Below are 16,106 nucleotides of genomic sequence, written 5' to 3' on the forward strand. Positions count from 1 at the left end.
ACTCCCAGCTCATTCCTAATTCCTAATTCCTAATTCCTAATTCCTAATTCCTAATTTTTTCCACCCCTCAATATCTCCGCATCGTCGGATCAATCCGCACCGCCCAAGCCTCGATGCCGCCGGTGAGGTTGTAAACCTCCTCATACCCCAGACGCCGCAGGGCGGCGGCAGCACGGGCAGACCGCATGCCATGATGGCAGTACACGACGATGGGTTTGTCCTTGTCCACCAGCCGGACAGGGGCGTCTTCCATGAATCGGGAAAGCGGGATCAGCTCCGCCCACTCCAGCCGACAGATATGGAACTCGTCCTCCTCGCGGACGTCGATCAGTCGGAAGGGACGCGGGCCCTCCTGCTTCATGAGCTGCTCCAGTTCCTCAGGGCTGATGTCGGTGTCCATGAAGCGCGGAGGATGGAGGAAATGCGTTTGATTGCAAGCAATCAGTAAACCACTTCCACCGGGGTCCCCACGCTCACGTTGCGGAAGAAGTTCTGAGCCATGTCCCGGGGCATGCGCACGCAGCCGTGAGAGGCCGGGTAACCTGGCAGATAGCCCGCATGCATGCCGATGCCACCGGTGAAACGCATGAAGTACGGCATGATGGCCCCGTCATAACGGGTGCCAGGAGGTTGGGGATCCGAGTGACGGTCAATGTTCTCCACGACCACGTTGCCGGAGCTGTCCACATAGTCGCCGTACTGGCTGGACTTGTGATCCGCATTCTTTTGGGAAATGGAGTAGCGTCCCGTCGGCGTGGGATGCTGCTCGTCGCCGGAGGAGATGGCAGACTCACCCACCAGTTCCCCGCCTTTGTAGAAGAAAGCGCGCTGCTGCCCCAGGGAGATCACCACCTTGGCCGGGCCGGGCACCCCGTCCCCACGCCACCAGGATGAGCTGTCCGTCTGGCGGAACTGCTGCCCCCGCGGCAGGCCTGGGTCATACCCCTCCATGTATTGCGTCTGGCCACGCAGGGTGGTGGACGGACCATAGTAGTAGAGGTCCGCACAACTGGAGAGACCGACCAGGGCGGCGGAGGCGGAAACCAGTGACAACAACCGGCGGAGACTGAGGAGTTTACAAAGGTTTTGCATCGAGACTTTTATGGGGGGAGGCGCAAACTATGAAACAATCGCGCCGGAAAGTCCATCCTCTGGCGCGCTATTCCCCTCCCCTTGTGCGTATTTCCAAGGTCGTCTTTGCCCTTGCCAGTCCCGCCTGCATGGGCCATCAGTTTGATTCCGTCTCATCTTTTCCCCTTCCCAAGCAGCCACCATGCCGACCTACGAATACGAATGCACCACCTGCGGTCATCAATTCGAGACCGTGCAGTCCATGAAAGACCCGCACCTGACCGACTGCCCCCAGCAGGAGTGCGCCGGCCCAGTGAAGCGCAAGATCGGACGCGGAGCAGGGCTCATCTTCAAGGGCACGGGCTTCTACATCACGGACTACCGCAGTGATTCCTACAAGGCGGCCGCCAAGCAGGACAGCGCCGGATCCTCTGCGTCGAGCTCCAGTGGCAGCAGCAGCAGCAGTTCCAGCTCTACGCCCTCGACTCCTGCCTCCAGCGGCAGCAGTTCGTCTGCTTCCTCCAGCACTTCGACTTCGCCCAAGGCAGCTTGATGCCGCGGGCGGGCTCTCCAGCCCGTGCGATCCGGCATCCCTCCCCCTCGCCTGTCCGTGCTGCGCTTCCTTACCAACTGCTGCATCCTTGTCTGGTTCAGCTTCCTGCTGGCGGCTGTCCTGCAGATGCATCGCCCTGCGGACTGGTCTCAGATCCAGGGCCTCGATGCAGCCCCGGAAAACACCGCCGGGAAGCAGGGACCTCCCGCCCTGCTCGACCGCATGGAACAAGCGGTCTTCCGGCGCAACGCGGAGCTGCAAATCTCTGAAACAGAGCTGAATCGATATCTGGCCACCTCGCTGGAAGGCCGCCAGACCTTCGCCACCCTGCTGGGGACACGGTTTGACCGGGTGGCCCTGGATCTGGAAGCGGGTGAATCCAAAGCCTGCTTCTCCTGGAAGGGCCCCTTCGGCCTGGTTTCCACCGCCACATTGAACTTTACCATCGACCGGCGCGGCGGGCAGTTCATAATCGAGCCCCGACACGGCCGCTTTGGCCGGCTCCCCCTCCCCCGCGGCATCTTGTGTACTCTGCTGCCTCCGCTGAACACAATGACCAAAGGCCTCGAAGTTGAGATTTACACCGTTTTTCAAATGAACAAGATCCGCTTCGAGAAGGACAGATTGATCCTCGACCCGCGCTCTGAAGCCCTCAAGTAAGTCCGCTACCGCAAGCAAGCCCCGCGCAAGCAAGACTCCGGCGCCCCATCCCGCATGAGACTGGCCTCCCTACTGCCTGCCTTGACTGTCGCCTTCGCAGTCCAAGGTCCAGCCCAAAGCCCATCCTCCCTTCCTCCCACGGTGCAGTCGCAGCAGGGGCTGCTGAGTGCGCCCGCGACCTCCACCACCCCCGGCACCCCGGCGACTTCCGCTGGCGTCACCACGGTAAATACGAGTGCGCAGGTGACCAGCTCCACCAGTGCGACCAAGCAGTTCATCGTCTACGGGGCCGACCTCCAGACCCGGAGCACCTTCTGCCTGCTGTGCGAGGACACCGCCATCGATCTGGGCCGACTGCTCAAAGATGACGGTCGGTTTGCCCTCCCCATCGTGGTGGTGCTCAAGACCCCGCCGAACATCAATCTGAGCGAGCCGGTCATCACCACCAGCTTCAGCCAGCTCGCGTACGGAGGCTTCCACCTGCAGATCAACGTGGAGCTGCGCAAGGAGTTCAATACGGAGGACTTCTCCAAGGAACTCGTCCGCATGCTTCTGGCAGAGCGCATCCTGCGCAATCACAAGGAAGTGCAGACCACCCGCAGCCAGCTCCTTTCCGGATGGCTGCTCACGGGGGTCACTCAGGCGATGGAGTTCCGCAGCCGCAGCCGGCCGAGCGCCCTCTTTGCCGCCGTGTTCCGCAGCGGCCAGGTGTACAGCATCGACCGCATCATCGAGGCGAACCCAAAGGAGCTCGACGCCCTGGCCCGCGGGATCTATGAAACTTCCTCCTGCGCCCTGGTGCTGGCCCTGCTGGACCAGGTCGATGGCAGCGCCCGCTTTTCCCGCTTCCTCAGCGGCCTGGCCAACGGCAAGAAGGGAGACCGCGAACTGCTGAAGGAGCACTTCCCCACGCTGGGAGTCTCCAAGAACAGCCTCGAAAAATGGTGGACCCTGCAGATGGCCTCCCTGGCCACGCCTTCTACGTTCGAGGCGATGAACTACCTGCAGACGGAGGAGGCTCTGGAGCCCGCCCTCACCTTCCGCGTGCCGGAACAGCACTCCAACTCCGGCACCAAGTCTGCCGCAGGAGCGCCTACAGAAGCCCTGCCCTCGACCACGGAAACCCAGCCCGAGAAGAAATCCCGCAGCTGGTTCCGCTTCGGCCGGAAGGACAAGGAGGAGGAATCCGGGACAGAGCCAGGCAAAGAAGAGGCTGCCACGCCCACCCAACCTGCGCCCGCCCCTGCGCCTGCGTCCACGCCTGCTGCATCACCGGCGGCAACCCCCGCCCCCGCCAACACGCCAGCCACCCCTCCGCAGGCGGAAGCCCCGAAGAAGCGCGGTTTCTTCAACTTCAGCGGGGGCCGGAAGATCGCTGCCCCGATCAGGCCCAAGCCTGAGAATGTGGATGGTGAACCCGCGGCTTCGACCAAGCCTCCCACTGCCGCCGCACCTGCGGCCAAGCCGCCGGGCAATGCGACAGCCCCTACAACCACGCCAGCGGCCGCGGCAGCCCCTGCAGAGGAAACCAAGAAACCCCGCGGTTTCCGCGGGATCTTCGGCCGGAAGAAAGAGGAGCCAGCCCCCGCGGCGGCTCCTGCTCCCGCACCAACTCCTGCTCCTGCCGAGGCCAACAAACCGTCGACCACCGCCCGGAGGGCCCAGACGAAAAAGCCACCCGCTGAAACGGTAGAAAAACCGGCCGCGAAACCCGAAGCTGCCGCCAAGAGCGACGAAAAGAAAGACGACGCCGACAAACCCAAAGATGCCCCCAAGGAAGAAGTCGCTCCCGCCATCGTGCCGGTGGATCCTGAGTTCGTGGGCCCACCTGCCCCGGTGAAGGAGGAGCCCGGCAAACCTGCGGGAGAAATGCCAGCACCCCTCCCGGGGCTCGCCATGCCGACGAATGCGGGCGAGCGGCGCCCGGACGAGCCTCTGCCTCCCGGCCTCTCACCCGTACCCCCCGCTCCCGGCGATCCCCAGATGGCCGCGCCTGGGATGGGGTTCCCGCTCCCCCTCCTGACGGATGATCCCACTCCGCCCCCACCAGATGTGAGCATGGATACGGGGTCCCCGCTGCCCCTGCCCGGCACCCGCCCATCTGACCCCAACCTGCTGCCTCTGGAAGACTTCGCCAAGCTGGGCAAACGCAAGGATCGCAACGAGATCTTCAAGCGCACGCTCAACCAGATCAACAGCGTGAAGCTGCGCGCCCATCCGCTCTACCGCCCCCTCATTGGCGAGTACACCGACGTCATCCAGAGCCTCATCCTGGGTCGCGAGACCGGCGTGGCGGAACAGCTTGCCGCCATTCGCAAGCGGCACCTGGAGGTGCGTGAGCTGGCACGGGCGGTGGAGACCTATGTGGACTGGTACAAGGCCGACCAGACCCAGACCTACAGCGGGGCCTTTGATGACTACATGAAGCTCCGGGATGATCTGGACAAACAGACCATCCCCCGGACTGACGCCGTCTCCCGGTACCTCGACGCGATCCAGCAGGAGTTCGAGGAATAGATTCCCGGCGCAGGTTGTTTCCCGCACCCCGTCAGGAGGCAGCGCCGGAACCTCCTCCCCGCCCCCCATGTTCGAAGCCCTCACCCAACATCTGAAGCTGCCCGACCTGTGGCAGCACGCCGCGGTCAATCACCTGCGGGCGGGCAGCGATGTCATCGTGAGCGCCCCGACAGGCGCCGGGAAGACCTACGTCTTCGAGCTCTTTGTCAAGGCTTCCCCGCCCAAGGGCCAGGTGGTGTACACCGTGCCCACCCGGGCCCTGGCCAACGACAAGTTCGCGGAATGGACAGAAGCCGGCTGGAAGGTGGGGCTGGCCACGGGAGATCGCGCCGTGAACGTGCACGCTCCCGTGCTGGTGGCCACGCTGGAGACCCAGATCGAGCGCATCCTCACCGGTCAGGGGCCCGAGCTGCTGGTGATCGATGAGTTCCAGATGATCGGCGACCCGGCACGAGGCAGCCACTACGAGGGCGCCATCGTCCTGGCAGGCCCCAAGACCAAGCTGCTGCTCCTGAGCGGCAGCGTGGAGAACTCCGAAGATGTGGCAGCGTGGATGCGGCGAATTGGCCGCACGGTGGAGGTGGTCTCCGCCCGGGAGCGGCCTGTTCCCCTGGAAGAGACGCCGGTGGAAGTGCTGCCGCAGAAAGTGCGCGGCCTGGAGGGCTACTGGCCCAAGTTTGCCGCCAGCGCCCTCATGGCTGATCTGGGCCCGCTGCTCATCTTTGCCCCCCGGAGAAAGGACGCGGAAAAGATCGCCAAACAGCTCGCCGATCAGTTGCCACAGGGGGAGCCGCTCTCGCTGACCCAGGAACAGAAGTCTCTGGCGGGCAAGGAAGTCACCGCCCTGCTGGAGAAGCGCATCGCCTACCATCACAGCGGCCTCAGCTATCCGGTGCGGGCCGGCCTGGTGGAGCCACTGGCCAAGGGTGGGCAGCTCCGCGTCATCGTCTCCACCATGGGGCTGGCCGCTGGCATCAACTTCTCCGTCCGGAGCGTGCACGTCTCCTCCACCATGTACCATGACGGCACCATGGAGCAGCAACTGGCCGCGGACGAGCTGCTGCAGATGTACGGCCGCGCTGGCAGGCGTGGCCTGGATGAGCGCGGCTACGTGCTGACATCCCGCACCAGTCCCACGCTGGCAGATGCGCGTTCCGCCAGACTGCGCCGGAGCACCAAGCTGTCCTGGCCGTTGTTCCTGCGCATCATGCGTAGGGCGGCCCTGGACGGGCGCAATCCCTTCCAGGCCGCCACGGAGTTTGCCCAGCGCTTGTTTGCCAATGTTCCACCGGAGCTCGGTCTTGAGGAAACAACGGATCCTGCCGCCGTGGCTCCCGCGGGTCGGCCCGGAGCACTCTTTGGCCTCACCGGCACCCGGCATGAAATGCGCAACAGCGAAGGCCAGTGGGAGGAGCTCAAGGTGAAGAAGGAAGCCCAGGTCTCGCTGGCGGAAGCCTGGCGCGCCACGGAAGGCTATCATGGCCCGGCCTTGGGGGATGCTGGGTATGTTCGCGATTTACCCGGAGCCCCCGGCAGGATCTTCAAGCTGGTCCGCAGGGAGGGCTCGCAGCTCTACGGCAGGGAAACTGCGCTCGGCAAACCGCCGGAGGAAGGGCCACCCGGCATTGCGCCCACCCAGAGTTTAAGGAAACTGCTCAAGATCCCCCCACACCTGCAGGTGCTGAATGAGGAGCAGATCCGGGAGAAGGCCCTGCCCCGCCTGGGGGCTCACTTTCCAGGAACCAACCTCCTGGGCACGCAGGTGAAGGACAACCTGCTCTGGGCCCAGTTTGACTACTCCACCCAGCTCGTGACCGCCCTCCAGGACAGCCTGGGGCGCTGGGTGGTGACGCCTGAGGAGCGCACCGTGCAGCGGACGACGGAAACGGGCTTCCAGATGAACTCCACCGTGCCGGACCAGACGGCCAAGCCAGGCACCCCGGTGCATGCCTGGCGCACCCTCGGCCTGGTGGACAGTGACGGCTCCCCCACCCGCCGTGGGGTCATCTTCAGTTATTTCCAACATGGAGAAGGCCTCGCCATCGCCGCAGCGCTGGAAGACGACTCTTATCCCGCAGATGAGCTGGCCATCCACATGGCCAATCTGCGCTCCGACTGCCGCTTGGAGATGACCGAGCCCGGGGGCAGCGAGCGACTGGCCGCCGCCTGCCGGGGCATCTATGGCTATGTGAACCATGCTGGTTATCTGGAGGCCGGTCTCCCCATCGGCTATGGCGAAGGCACGGCCGAGCTGCTTGGGCTGCTGGAAGGCCACGGGGTCACCCGCCCCTCACCGCACCAAGACGTCGTGGCAGAGGGTGACCTGACCCGGGCCCACGTGGAATGGCTCAGCCTCCTACGCCATGTCGTGCATGCGCCGGCCCACGATTGGGACCGCTGGCAACAGTTGAAAGCCGCCTGCGTTGTATTGCTGGAGAAACAAGCCAGCTCCGGAGCGCTGACCATGAACTTTCACGTGCCTCCGCTTACCCCGAAGCAAAAGCACGATCGCCCCAAGCACTTCTTCATGCGCTATTGAGGAGAGAGGGTCAAGGGGTAAGGGAAGAGGGATAAGGGGGTATCCGGCAGTCGTGACGGCGCTTGTGAGAACGTGGTGTGTCCGAAGACCCTGCCGCGTCCGTTTCATCTTTCCGATGTGCGGCTGCTTACTTCTTCTGCCCCTTCGCCATGCTCGTTTAGTCGACGCAGTTCTCAGACTTGTCTCCCAGTTTTGTCGCCACACTCCCGCCATGATTCGAATTCTGTCCGAACACTCGTTGGCAAAGCTCAAGCAACCTCTTGCCATCGCCCAAATATTTTAGCGACGGGAAATCGAGTTGCAGGCGATCCTTGGTGAGTCCGACGCTGCTCCCGCAAGCGCCATGCGTCGGCCGGCCAGGAGAAAAGGAATAAATTTTGACAGTAGTCGCTACGTCCCATCGGGAAGCGAAGCATAGTGAATGCAAATCTCTTCCAGGCACCCCGCGTAGGTCGTTGAATGCGTGGTCAAATGCAGGTCCGGGCATGAGGGCGGATCAAAACGACGATCGATGCCTGGAAGATCTGTGAGGGATTTGCTGAGAGCCTTCGAGTAGAGGCCTTTCGTGTCTCTTTTCACACAGACCTCAACGGCGCACTCCAGGTAAACCTCATAGAAAGGGACTGGGCTCGTTATTTCTCGTGCGATCCGACGCATGGAGGTCTCAGGGGACATTAAGGCTGCCAGAACGATGTTTCCTTGTCGTGCGAGGAGCTTGGCTATTTCTGCCGCACGCCGTATGTTTTCGAGTCTCTCTTCAGAGCTAAAGCCCAGATCTTTGCACACACCGCTTCTCAGTTGGTCGCCATCAAGGATTACAGCGGTGACTCCTCGCGCCTTTAACCAGGCGGCAAAACCTGTAGCGAGGGTGGTCTTTCCAGCCCCCGAGAGTCCATAAAACCAATACACTCTGCCCATAAATGATGCTACTCAGTGATGCGCATAAAGCCGCCATTTCCAATGGTCAAATTAAAATTCCGCGCAAGCATCATGCTGGTCACCAGAGCGGCTTCATCTATCATCAGAACACTCCAACACCCAGTCCCGTAATCTAGAGCTGTCTTCGTTAGCCGCTCATCAAGGCATCTGTCCCTCTGAGCCTGGCTTCTAGAAACGAGTGCGAAACACCACCTGCTTGGCCATGTCGCAAGCTATGTATGCCGATACCCAGCGACATTCAAGCCTGGGCTCTTGGCAGTGCCCCAGAACGTTGCAGCCCCATTTTCATCTCCCGAGAAGAACCTCGCTTTCTCACTACGCCGGTCGCGCGGCGGGTCAGCATGAGCCATGATCCAGGTGGCGTGGTCGCGACGGTGACAAGTGCAGACAATACCTCGCGGTCATCGGGTAACATTCTCAACCAGGCGGCATACGGCACAACGATTCGCTGCCTCACCTGCTCAAAGCTACCATGTAGCCGTGGATGATGGTACGCCCACGGTGAAAGCATCGAATCACCCAGCAACGGCTTGCAGGGTTCATTTACCCGATGACAGCGCCGTCAACTACGAGTGCGGGACGAGGAAAGCAGCAACGAATTCCAGTACCGGGGCAAATCCATATGCTCCTGCCTGTTTCGCTCAGGAATTGCTTGTGCCCACCTCTCGGTCACCTAGTATGACTGCGCAAATTTCTGGGACTTTATCCATAAGGATACGCGCCTCGACAATAGAGTCGATTCAGAAATAACTATTTCTCTCTTAGCGATTCCAAATGGCTTCACCACCTCTTCCGGCTATTTCACTTCTCCATGCCACTCGAGACCGTCCAGAGTTGGCACTTCAATGTCGAAACACCTGGTTGTCCGCGGCAAGCAACCCTGATCAGGTAGAGCATCTGTTTGCCATTGATGCTGACGATGAGGCATCCTGCGTGGCGTTGAGCGCCTTTCCCCATCGTGTCGTCCAAATACCGAATGGGGGCTGCGTTGCCGCTTGGAATCTGGCAGCCGCCAATGCCCGAGGGAGGGTGCTGGTTCAGCTCTCCGATGACTGGGAGCCTATTCCTGGCTGGGATGACGTTTTTACCGCGAGATTGGGTGATCTTGAGGCACCGCGGGTGCTGAGAATCTCCGACGGACACCGCCATGATGACCTGCTGTGCATGGCTATCTGTACCAGGGCTCGTTATGAACAGCAGGGATTCTTCCTAGCACCAAGCTACCGTGGTCTTTACTCGGATGATGAGTTTAGCTTTAGAGCGTATCGAGATTCCGTCGTGATAGATGCACAGGATGTCGTCTTGCGTCACGCCCATCCTAATCATGATGAGACGATCCCCATGGACAGCGCCTACCAAAGGCAGAATTCCCTGCCGAGGGAAATCCATGGCAGGCAGCAGTTTCTTAATCGAAACCCAAGCGCCCTCTACAGCTGGCTTCATGCTCAGGGACATGTCCGGCAGTACGTGCCCGATGCTGCTTCACCAGCAGCCGACGCTACGCTGCCTCGCATCTCCGTCATCATGCGCACGCGGAACCGCCCACAACTCATGCGGCGGGCGCTGGAGTCCATCGTCCAGCAGAGCTACCCCCACGTGGAACTTATAGTTGTGGCCCACGAAGAGGCGCTGACTTATGCTCCGGAACTCTTGGAAGCTGCCAAGTGCGCCCATGGTCTTCAAGCCCGAATCGTCAGGGCTCGCCCCGAAAGCAGCCTGGGCGCTCTATTGAATCAGGGCATTGCGGTGGCCACCGGCTACTGGATCATTGCCTTGGATGACGACGACACCTGGCATCATACCTGCCTGGAACGGCTCGCCGCAACTTTACTAAGCAATGTCGCCATCGCACCTCGTGCTGCTGCCTGCCAGTATGCGATGGTTCATGAATCCATCAATAAAAGCGGTGAACTGGTGGAAAGTCACCGCACCCATAGCGGCGGGGAGATGAAGCCGCTCCTCCTCACCCGGCAGACAGGCAGGAACCAAATCGTCATTCACGGATTCCTTTACGAACAGTCCCTCTGGTCAGAGTTGGGCGGGTACCGGGAGGACCTGCCTGTGGCGGAGGATTGGGAATTTAACCTTCGCTGCCTTCGAGTGACGGAGATTTTGATGCATCCCGAACCATTGGCCCACTACCACATCCGGGTAAACTCATTTGACCAGTCGTACACGGCTGGACGAATGCTGCACAACCAGATGCAGGCCCATTTTACCAATAGCGAGGTAAGACGAATGGCCGACACTCCTGAAGGCAGATCCCAAATCTATCTTGCAGGGCAGATTTCCCTGGCCATCGCTGAATTGGGGGATGAAGTCGGCAGGCTCAGGCTGGACCTGGAGGCTTTCCGGAAGCGGGAATCCTCCCTTCAAAAGCGGCTGACCGCAACCGACAGGGAATTGAAAGCGACTCAAAAGCGGCTTGCGGAAGAAAAGGAAAGTAACCGCGCCATACGGAAGCGCTGGATCTTCAAGCTGCTAAGGCGACTCCGGATCCTGGCCATCATCTCATTTTGGCATTTGTTGCCATTGAATGATTTTTTAGTTTGTCTATCGTCGGACAGTCTCGTTTCCTGAGCGCCTCTAACCCAAATAAATGTCCTCCAGTTCCCAGCGACCTTACATCATCTACCGCCCCTCGCCAGGATGGGGCTTCTGGTCAAACTTTTCCTGTGTGCTCCAGGGACTGGACCATGCAGACCGCCATGGTCTGATTCCCGTCATCGACATGGAGCGACACCCTACGCGCTACAACGAGGATGAACCTGTGGACGGCGTGACGAACGCCTGGGAGTATTATTTCCATCAACCCAGCTCCCTGACGCTGGCTGAGGCGCTGGATCGCCAGCCACTGGATAACGCGGGCGATGTCACTGGCCCCTTCAGCGGCAACTACCATGTTGTGGTGCCTCCGCCGGAAGTTCTCGTCAGGGGCCGGGAGCTTGTCCGCAAATATGTTCGACTCAAGCCTGACATCCTTGCCAAGCTGGATGCGTTCACTTCAGGGAATACCAGCAAGGACATGCTGGGCGTCCATGTGCGTGGCACGGACATGCGGAAGAAACGTCCTCCATATCACCCGATCCCCAGCACTCCTGAGACCTACCTGGAGCAGGCCAGGTTGCTCGATCAGGACTTTGGATATTCGCGAGTCTTTCTGGCCTGTGACGAGCAGGAAACGCTGACTTTGTTTCACGAGCACTTTGGTGATCGTCTCCTGACCCTGCCTGCACACCGCTCCACCATGGATCAACTGGACGATCCAGTTGATTGGGACTACAAGTGGCTTTTCGACGGGAAGCGCCACCAACATCGATACCTGCTTGGGCTTGAGGTATTGCTGGACGCATTGCTGCTCTCACGTTGTGGGCATCTGGCCTGCGGCGCGTCCAATGTGTCTCAAGCGGCCATGTATTTCGCTGCGGAGAGCCAAATTGTGCACCCTATCACTCCGCTATGGATGTGCCCCAGTGTGGACGAGGCATCCGTGGGCAAGGCATACATGGCGGATGCTCCGTCTCTTTCACGCACGCCATCGGCTGCCGTGCTGCGGGGCCAGATCAAGGAACTGCACCAATTGCTGGAATACGCGGAAAATGGCAGAGCAGCGGCCCAACAGAACAACCCGGAGGTGAGGCACCACATTGAAGCCGTTGCGAGCATCAACAGGGAAAGCATTCAACTTCGGGAGAAAATCGCAAAGCTCCAGCGGGAAAAATCTCAATTGCTCGCCAAGCTGGAAAAACTCCAGGGTAGGCTCCAGGTGCAGGCCGAGACCATTAAAATGCTGAAGAGCCGCATTTCCATCTTGATCAATCGTTGGACACGTCTTGGCTGGGGTCTGATGCCCTGGAGCAAGCCCTCCTGGAGGAAACAACCTTTCAAATAACTTCCCACCTTCTCCCCACCCGATACGAAATGTGCCCTGCACAAGAATCCAGGAGCTATAGATGCCGGTGAGAAATGGGCATCGCTCCCTTATCCCTAAAACCATTTACTTTTCCGTCCGTTGAAACAGAGTGTAAAAATATTTTACGCATTTGCCAGGTCTGGCGGGACTCTTGCCAACCAGCTTTTGGCATGCTGTCCGGAGGTGCTGATTGCATGCGAAGTCGGCGTGAATGAATCGGCACTGCCATTCGGTCTTCAGCTTCAACGTTGGCATCAATTGCTTTCACCAGATGAAGTTGCTGCCTTTGATGCTCTGCCCTATCTGGAGCAAGTGAAGGTGGCAGCCGCATTGGTGGAAAAGCAGGGCAAATTGCTCTGTTTGCGAGATTGGCCGGTGGTGAACTTTTTGCCGGGGCTCAGACCCGGCCAGCAACCGAGTGGCATTCTTGAGAGTTGGGAGTACCTGCATTCCGCCGGTTGGGGAGTCAGGGGGATCGCAGTCATTCGTCGCTCCTACGAAGTTTACCTTTCTATGCGCAAATACCTCGTACAGTGCTCCGCGTTGAGTGAAGAAGATTTCTGTGCCTGCTATGAGGCTTATCTTAAGGAAATAAACCGGACAGGGATGCCCAAGTTTTTCCTCGAAAGCATCAGGAAAGAGCCGTTGCAAAGCACGCAGTCCATGGCAAGGACACTGGGGTTGATCGAACCAACGAGCATTGATGAATTCCACCAGTATCAATCTTGTACGGGAAACAATACTCTTGGTACCAAACCCGAATCCGCTTCCTTAAACAGGGTTAAGGGAGTTGAAAAACCGGTACCAGCACCCCCAATGTTTCAGGAACTCGATCGCCTCGCCTCCTATGAATGAACATGAACACCGCTTGTGGCAGATGCTGCATGCGAGAGACAAGGGCCTGCTGGAACTCAAACAACGGCAGTCCGGGCTGAATCATGCACTGGCCGAACAACGTGACGACATCCAACGCGTGGTCTCGGAGCGCAAAAGCACCATCGAGGCTCTCCAGACGCAGAAGCAGGAGTTGCGGCTCAAAATTGCGCAGTTGCAACAGGAACGAAAAGCGCTGCAAGAGAGGAACCGTGCCTATAGCACCTTTCCTGAGCGCCAAGTTTTGAAATACGTGGATGGTCGCCTGGACGAAATGCGGAGATCCTCTCCAGTCTTCTGGATATTGAATGTCAAGGCCTGGATGCTACGCTCGCTCAAGAGAGATCTGCGCAAGGCGAAGGGAAGAACGCCGAAAAGGGAGAACGGCACTTTTTCTGAACCACATCGGAATGAGTTAAAGGAGTAAAGAGTCCTGTATGCGCAATCTTCCTGCCTCATTCGACCCTTGAACGTAGTGTCCTCCAGTTCCCCGCGCCCCTACATCATTTATCGCCCCCCGCCGGGGTGCGGTTTCTGGTCAAATTTTTCCTGCGTGCTTCACGGGCTGGACTATGCGGACCGTAGCGGTCTGGTTCCGGTGATAGACATGGAGCGCAATCCTACACTCTACAACGAAGATGAGCCCGTGGATGGCGTGATGAATGCCTGGGAATACTATTTTCATCAGCCTGGTTCTCTATCGCTGAGAGAGGCGTTGACTCAGGACCCATTGGACAACGGGGGGCTCATTGCCGGACGTTTCACAACCGAATCTCCTCCGGTGATACCGCCTCTTGACCTACTTGCCAGAGGACGTGGGCTTGTCGAAAAGTACATCCGGCTTAAACCGGACATTCGGGACAGAGTTGACGCCATCATCCCGTTAGGGGCCGGTGGGGACATGCTGGGAGTTCATGTCCGCGGTACGGATATGCGGAAGCACCGGCCCCCTTTGCATCCAGCGCCTAATACCGCTGAAACCTATCTAGAGCAGGCCATCCTGCTCGATCAAGAGTTCTCCTATCGGAAGATCTTTCTCGCGTGTGACGAGTTGGAGACAGTCGCTCTGTTTCGAAGCCAGTTCAGAGAACGCCTCCTCACGATTCCGGCTCATCGCACTGCGATGGCTCATATCGATATGCCACGCGAAGCAGGCTTCAAGTGGCTCTTCGAAAGGGACCGCGATCGTCACCGCTACCTCCTTGGGCTGGAGGTGTTGCTGGACGCCTTGTTGCTTTCGCGCTGCGGACATCTGGCCTGTGGAGCTTCGAATGTCTCCCGGGGAGCCATGTACTTCGCCCCGGAGAGCCAAGTCGTGCATTCGGTGCCGCCGTTGTGGCTGTGCCCCAAGGACGAGGGCCCATCGGTTGGCCGGAGTTATCTCGTGGGAGTTCCGCCTCTCGCTCGCCAGGCATCAGCCCAAACTCTCCAGGGGCAGATGAACGAGCTTTATGACCTGCTTGAGCACACCGAGAAGTGCAGAATCGACGCTTTCCTGAATTGGAGAGATGTAAGCTCGGCTCTCGCTGAGGCGAATGAGAAGATTCAAAGTTTCCAAAAAGTTCATCCCCACTTGCTGTCAAAAATCGAGACGCTTCGGAAACAGGTTAGGGACCAAAAAGCCATCATCGAAATGCTGAAGAGCCGTCTTTCCACCTTAATGAATCGTTGGACGCGCTTCGGCTGGAATCTCATGCCTTGGAAAAAGCCTTCCTGGAGAAAACAGCCTTTCAAGTAACACTCTGCCAGCGAAATTCAGAATTCATGTTTGAACACATCTCCGTGATCATGCCGACCCGCAACTGCCGGCCACTGATTGCCCACTCAGTTCCCGTACTTCAGGAGTGGCTACCCAAAGCTGGCGAAGTTATCGTGGTGGATAGCGACTCCACAGATGGCACGCGGGAGTTGATTGCATCGGCGTTTCCGTTTCCAAATGTGAAGATTTACAACCGCCCTCCCGGTCTCTATGCTGCATGGAACTTTGGCATTCAGACTGCGACGCGGCCGGTGACTTACATCTCGACCGCTGGCGATGCGATTTCAGAACGAGATCTCACCGCACTGGATTCAGTATTTAGGAGTCACCAGGTGGATGTGGTGGTTTCTCCTCCCCAGTTTCTTGACAACGATTTCCGGCCCAACAGTGGACGCCTATGGCCAATCCACCGACTGTTGGAGAAGAAGGCAGATCAGGATGTCATCCTTCTCTCGGGCCCGGACCTGGTGGCCTTTGCTCTGAAGGCTGCGCATCCGCCCTGTATCAACAACTGGCTGTGCAGCTCGGCCAGCAATCTCTACCGGACGGAGTATCTAAAAGGCCACCCTTTCCCGGAAGATGCAGGACATGGAGCAGATACTCTTTTTGGGATCAAAAACGCCCGAGACATGAAGGCTGCCTTTTACCTTCACCTCTGCGGCACTTTTGTGATGCATCCCACAGGCAGCCATGCTCATCACCTGAGCAGGGATGAGATCTTCGACATCTATTTTCTCCGTGGTTATCAGGAAGAGCTCCGTTGGCTGGTTGAGCAGACGGTGCCTGACTGTTCCGTCTACATCAAAGAGTTGTTCTGGAATATTGAGCCTGGCCTCGAGATCCACAAGAGGGCCGCATCAAGCGATGCTCTTGCTTTGGCAGAGGACCAAAACAGCATCTTAAGATTCAAGAACCACGATCTTCAAGGAAAAGTCTCCCAGCTCAAAGAGCGCAATGCCAGCCTGAAGGAACAACTTGCCAATGCAAAGCAGAAGGGCAAACAGGCCGACCTTGTCCTGAAGAAAGTTCCCAAATGGCTGCGTCGGTGGCTCTGTATTTAGATCCGGTAGCTCTTTGCGCCGCAGGGCGTGCACGAGACGGGGGCTGCCATAGGTCTGGCGGCTGGCAGCAAAGGCATCATGGAGTTCACGGGCAATAAGATCATCCTGCAACCGGCGCTGGCCCGAGGCTTTATGATGGTGAGCGTGCAAACCACTGCAGCTGACACCCAGCGCCTGGCAGATCTCATACAAGTGCATATCGGTGAGTTGCTGGTGCAAGA

General features: G+C 59.0%; 13 protein-coding genes. 11 read left to right on the forward strand and 2 right to left on the reverse strand.

The genetic code is table 11. The features are described 5' to 3' along the window. Positions 1-67: 67 nt before the first annotated feature. On the reverse strand, positions 68-400 hold the full coding sequence (locus BV106_RS26025) for a rhodanese-like domain-containing protein (protein ID WP_038169621.1): 333 nt from the start codon (positions 398-400) through the stop codon (positions 68-70). A 41-nt stretch (positions 401-441) separates the two neighbouring features. Beyond that, positions 442-1,092, reverse strand: a complete 651-nt coding sequence (locus BV106_RS26030) for a L,D-transpeptidase family protein (protein WP_038169622.1) — start codon at positions 1,090-1,092, stop codon at positions 442-444. A 181-nt stretch (positions 1,093-1,273) separates the two neighbouring features. On the opposite strand from BV106_RS26030, the gene BV106_RS26035 reads away from it, so the two are divergent. The 11 genes from BV106_RS26035 to BV106_RS26090 form a co-directional block, all read left to right on the forward strand. Beyond that, positions 1,274-1,624 carry an FmdB family zinc ribbon protein gene (locus BV106_RS26035; RefSeq protein ID WP_038169623.1) on the forward strand — a complete coding sequence of 117 codons (351 nt, stop codon included), beginning with the start codon at positions 1,274-1,276 and terminating at the stop codon, positions 1,622-1,624. 57 nt (positions 1,625-1,681) lie between these two features. Continuing rightward, entirely contained in the window at positions 1,682-2,284 is a 603-nt protein-coding gene (locus BV106_RS26040; protein WP_265596075.1) for a hypothetical protein, read from the forward strand. 54 nt (positions 2,285-2,338) lie between these two features. After that, on the forward strand, positions 2,339-4,801 hold the full coding sequence (locus tag BV106_RS26045) for a hypothetical protein (protein ID WP_038169625.1): 2,463 nt from the start codon (positions 2,339-2,341) through the stop codon (positions 4,799-4,801). 67 nt (positions 4,802-4,868) lie between these two features. Next, the gene (locus BV106_RS36275; RefSeq protein WP_051946348.1) at positions 4,869-7,340 is read left to right on the forward strand and encodes a DEAD/DEAH box helicase; all 2,472 of its coding nucleotides are present in this window, start codon (positions 4,869-4,871) and stop codon (positions 7,338-7,340) included. A gap of 1,713 nt (positions 7,341-9,053) precedes the next feature. Continuing rightward, positions 9,054-10,859 (forward strand): glycosyltransferase, encoded by a 1,806-nt coding sequence (locus BV106_RS26060; protein WP_081892289.1) that lies wholly within the window; start codon positions 9,054-9,056, stop codon positions 10,857-10,859. Between the two features lie 19 nt (positions 10,860-10,878). After that, positions 10,879-12,171, forward strand: a complete 1,293-nt coding sequence (locus BV106_RS26065; RefSeq protein WP_038169628.1) for a hypothetical protein — start codon at positions 10,879-10,881, stop codon at positions 12,169-12,171. A gap of 120 nt (positions 12,172-12,291) precedes the next feature. Further along, entirely contained in the window at positions 12,292-13,047 is a 756-nt protein-coding gene (locus BV106_RS26070) for a hypothetical protein (protein WP_038169629.1), read from the forward strand. Beyond that, positions 13,040-13,492 carry a hypothetical protein gene (locus tag BV106_RS26075; RefSeq protein ID WP_038169630.1) on the forward strand — a complete coding sequence of 151 codons (453 nt, stop codon included), beginning with the start codon at positions 13,040-13,042 and terminating at the stop codon, positions 13,490-13,492. The genes BV106_RS26070 and BV106_RS26075 overlap by 8 nt, the downstream gene beginning before the upstream one ends. 180 nt (positions 13,493-13,672) lie before the next feature. After that, complete coding sequence (locus tag BV106_RS26080) at positions 13,673-14,803, forward strand: hypothetical protein (protein WP_265596076.1); 1,131 nt, start codon at positions 13,673-13,675, stop codon at positions 14,801-14,803. Then, a complete protein-coding gene (locus tag BV106_RS26085) occupies positions 14,764-15,885 on the forward strand; it encodes a glycosyltransferase (protein ID WP_265596077.1) in 1,122 nt (373 codons plus the stop codon). The genes BV106_RS26080 and BV106_RS26085 overlap by 40 nt, the downstream gene beginning before the upstream one ends. Positions 15,886-15,912: 27 nt before the next feature. Continuing rightward, positions 15,913-16,106: hypothetical protein (locus tag BV106_RS26090; RefSeq protein WP_038169635.1), on the forward strand; the 194-nt coding region annotated here is incomplete at its 3' end.

This window comes from Verrucomicrobium sp. BvORR106 (assembly GCF_000739655.1).
In the GTDB taxonomy this organism is placed as follows: domain Bacteria; phylum Verrucomicrobiota; class Verrucomicrobiia; order Verrucomicrobiales; family Verrucomicrobiaceae; genus Verrucomicrobium.

Excerpts from the sequence above, each read along its gene's own strand:
- BV106_RS26025 (WP_038169621.1), bottom strand. The coding sequence starts at position 400 with ATGGACACCGACATCAGCCCTGAGGAACTGGAGCAGCTCATGAAGCAG.
- BV106_RS26030 (WP_038169622.1), bottom strand. The coding sequence starts at position 1,092 with ATGCAAAACCTTTGTAAACTCCTCAGTCTCCGCCGGTTGTTGTCACTG.
- BV106_RS26035 (WP_038169623.1), top strand. The coding sequence starts at position 1,274 with ATGCCGACCTACGAATACGAATGCACCACCTGCGGTCATCAATTCGAG.
- BV106_RS26045 (WP_038169625.1), top strand. The coding sequence starts at position 2,339 with ATGAGACTGGCCTCCCTACTGCCTGCCTTGACTGTCGCCTTCGCAGTC.
- BV106_RS36275 (WP_051946348.1), top strand. The coding sequence starts at position 4,869 with ATGTTCGAAGCCCTCACCCAACATCTGAAGCTGCCCGACCTGTGGCAG.
- BV106_RS26060 (WP_081892289.1), top strand. The coding sequence starts at position 9,054 with ATGGCTTCACCACCTCTTCCGGCTATTTCACTTCTCCATGCCACTCGA.
- BV106_RS26065 (WP_038169628.1), top strand. The coding sequence starts at position 10,879 with ATGTCCTCCAGTTCCCAGCGACCTTACATCATCTACCGCCCCTCGCCA.
- BV106_RS26075 (WP_038169630.1), top strand. The coding sequence starts at position 13,040 with ATGAATGAACATGAACACCGCTTGTGGCAGATGCTGCATGCGAGAGAC.
- BV106_RS26080 (WP_265596076.1), top strand. The coding sequence starts at position 13,673 with ATGGAGCGCAATCCTACACTCTACAACGAAGATGAGCCCGTGGATGGC.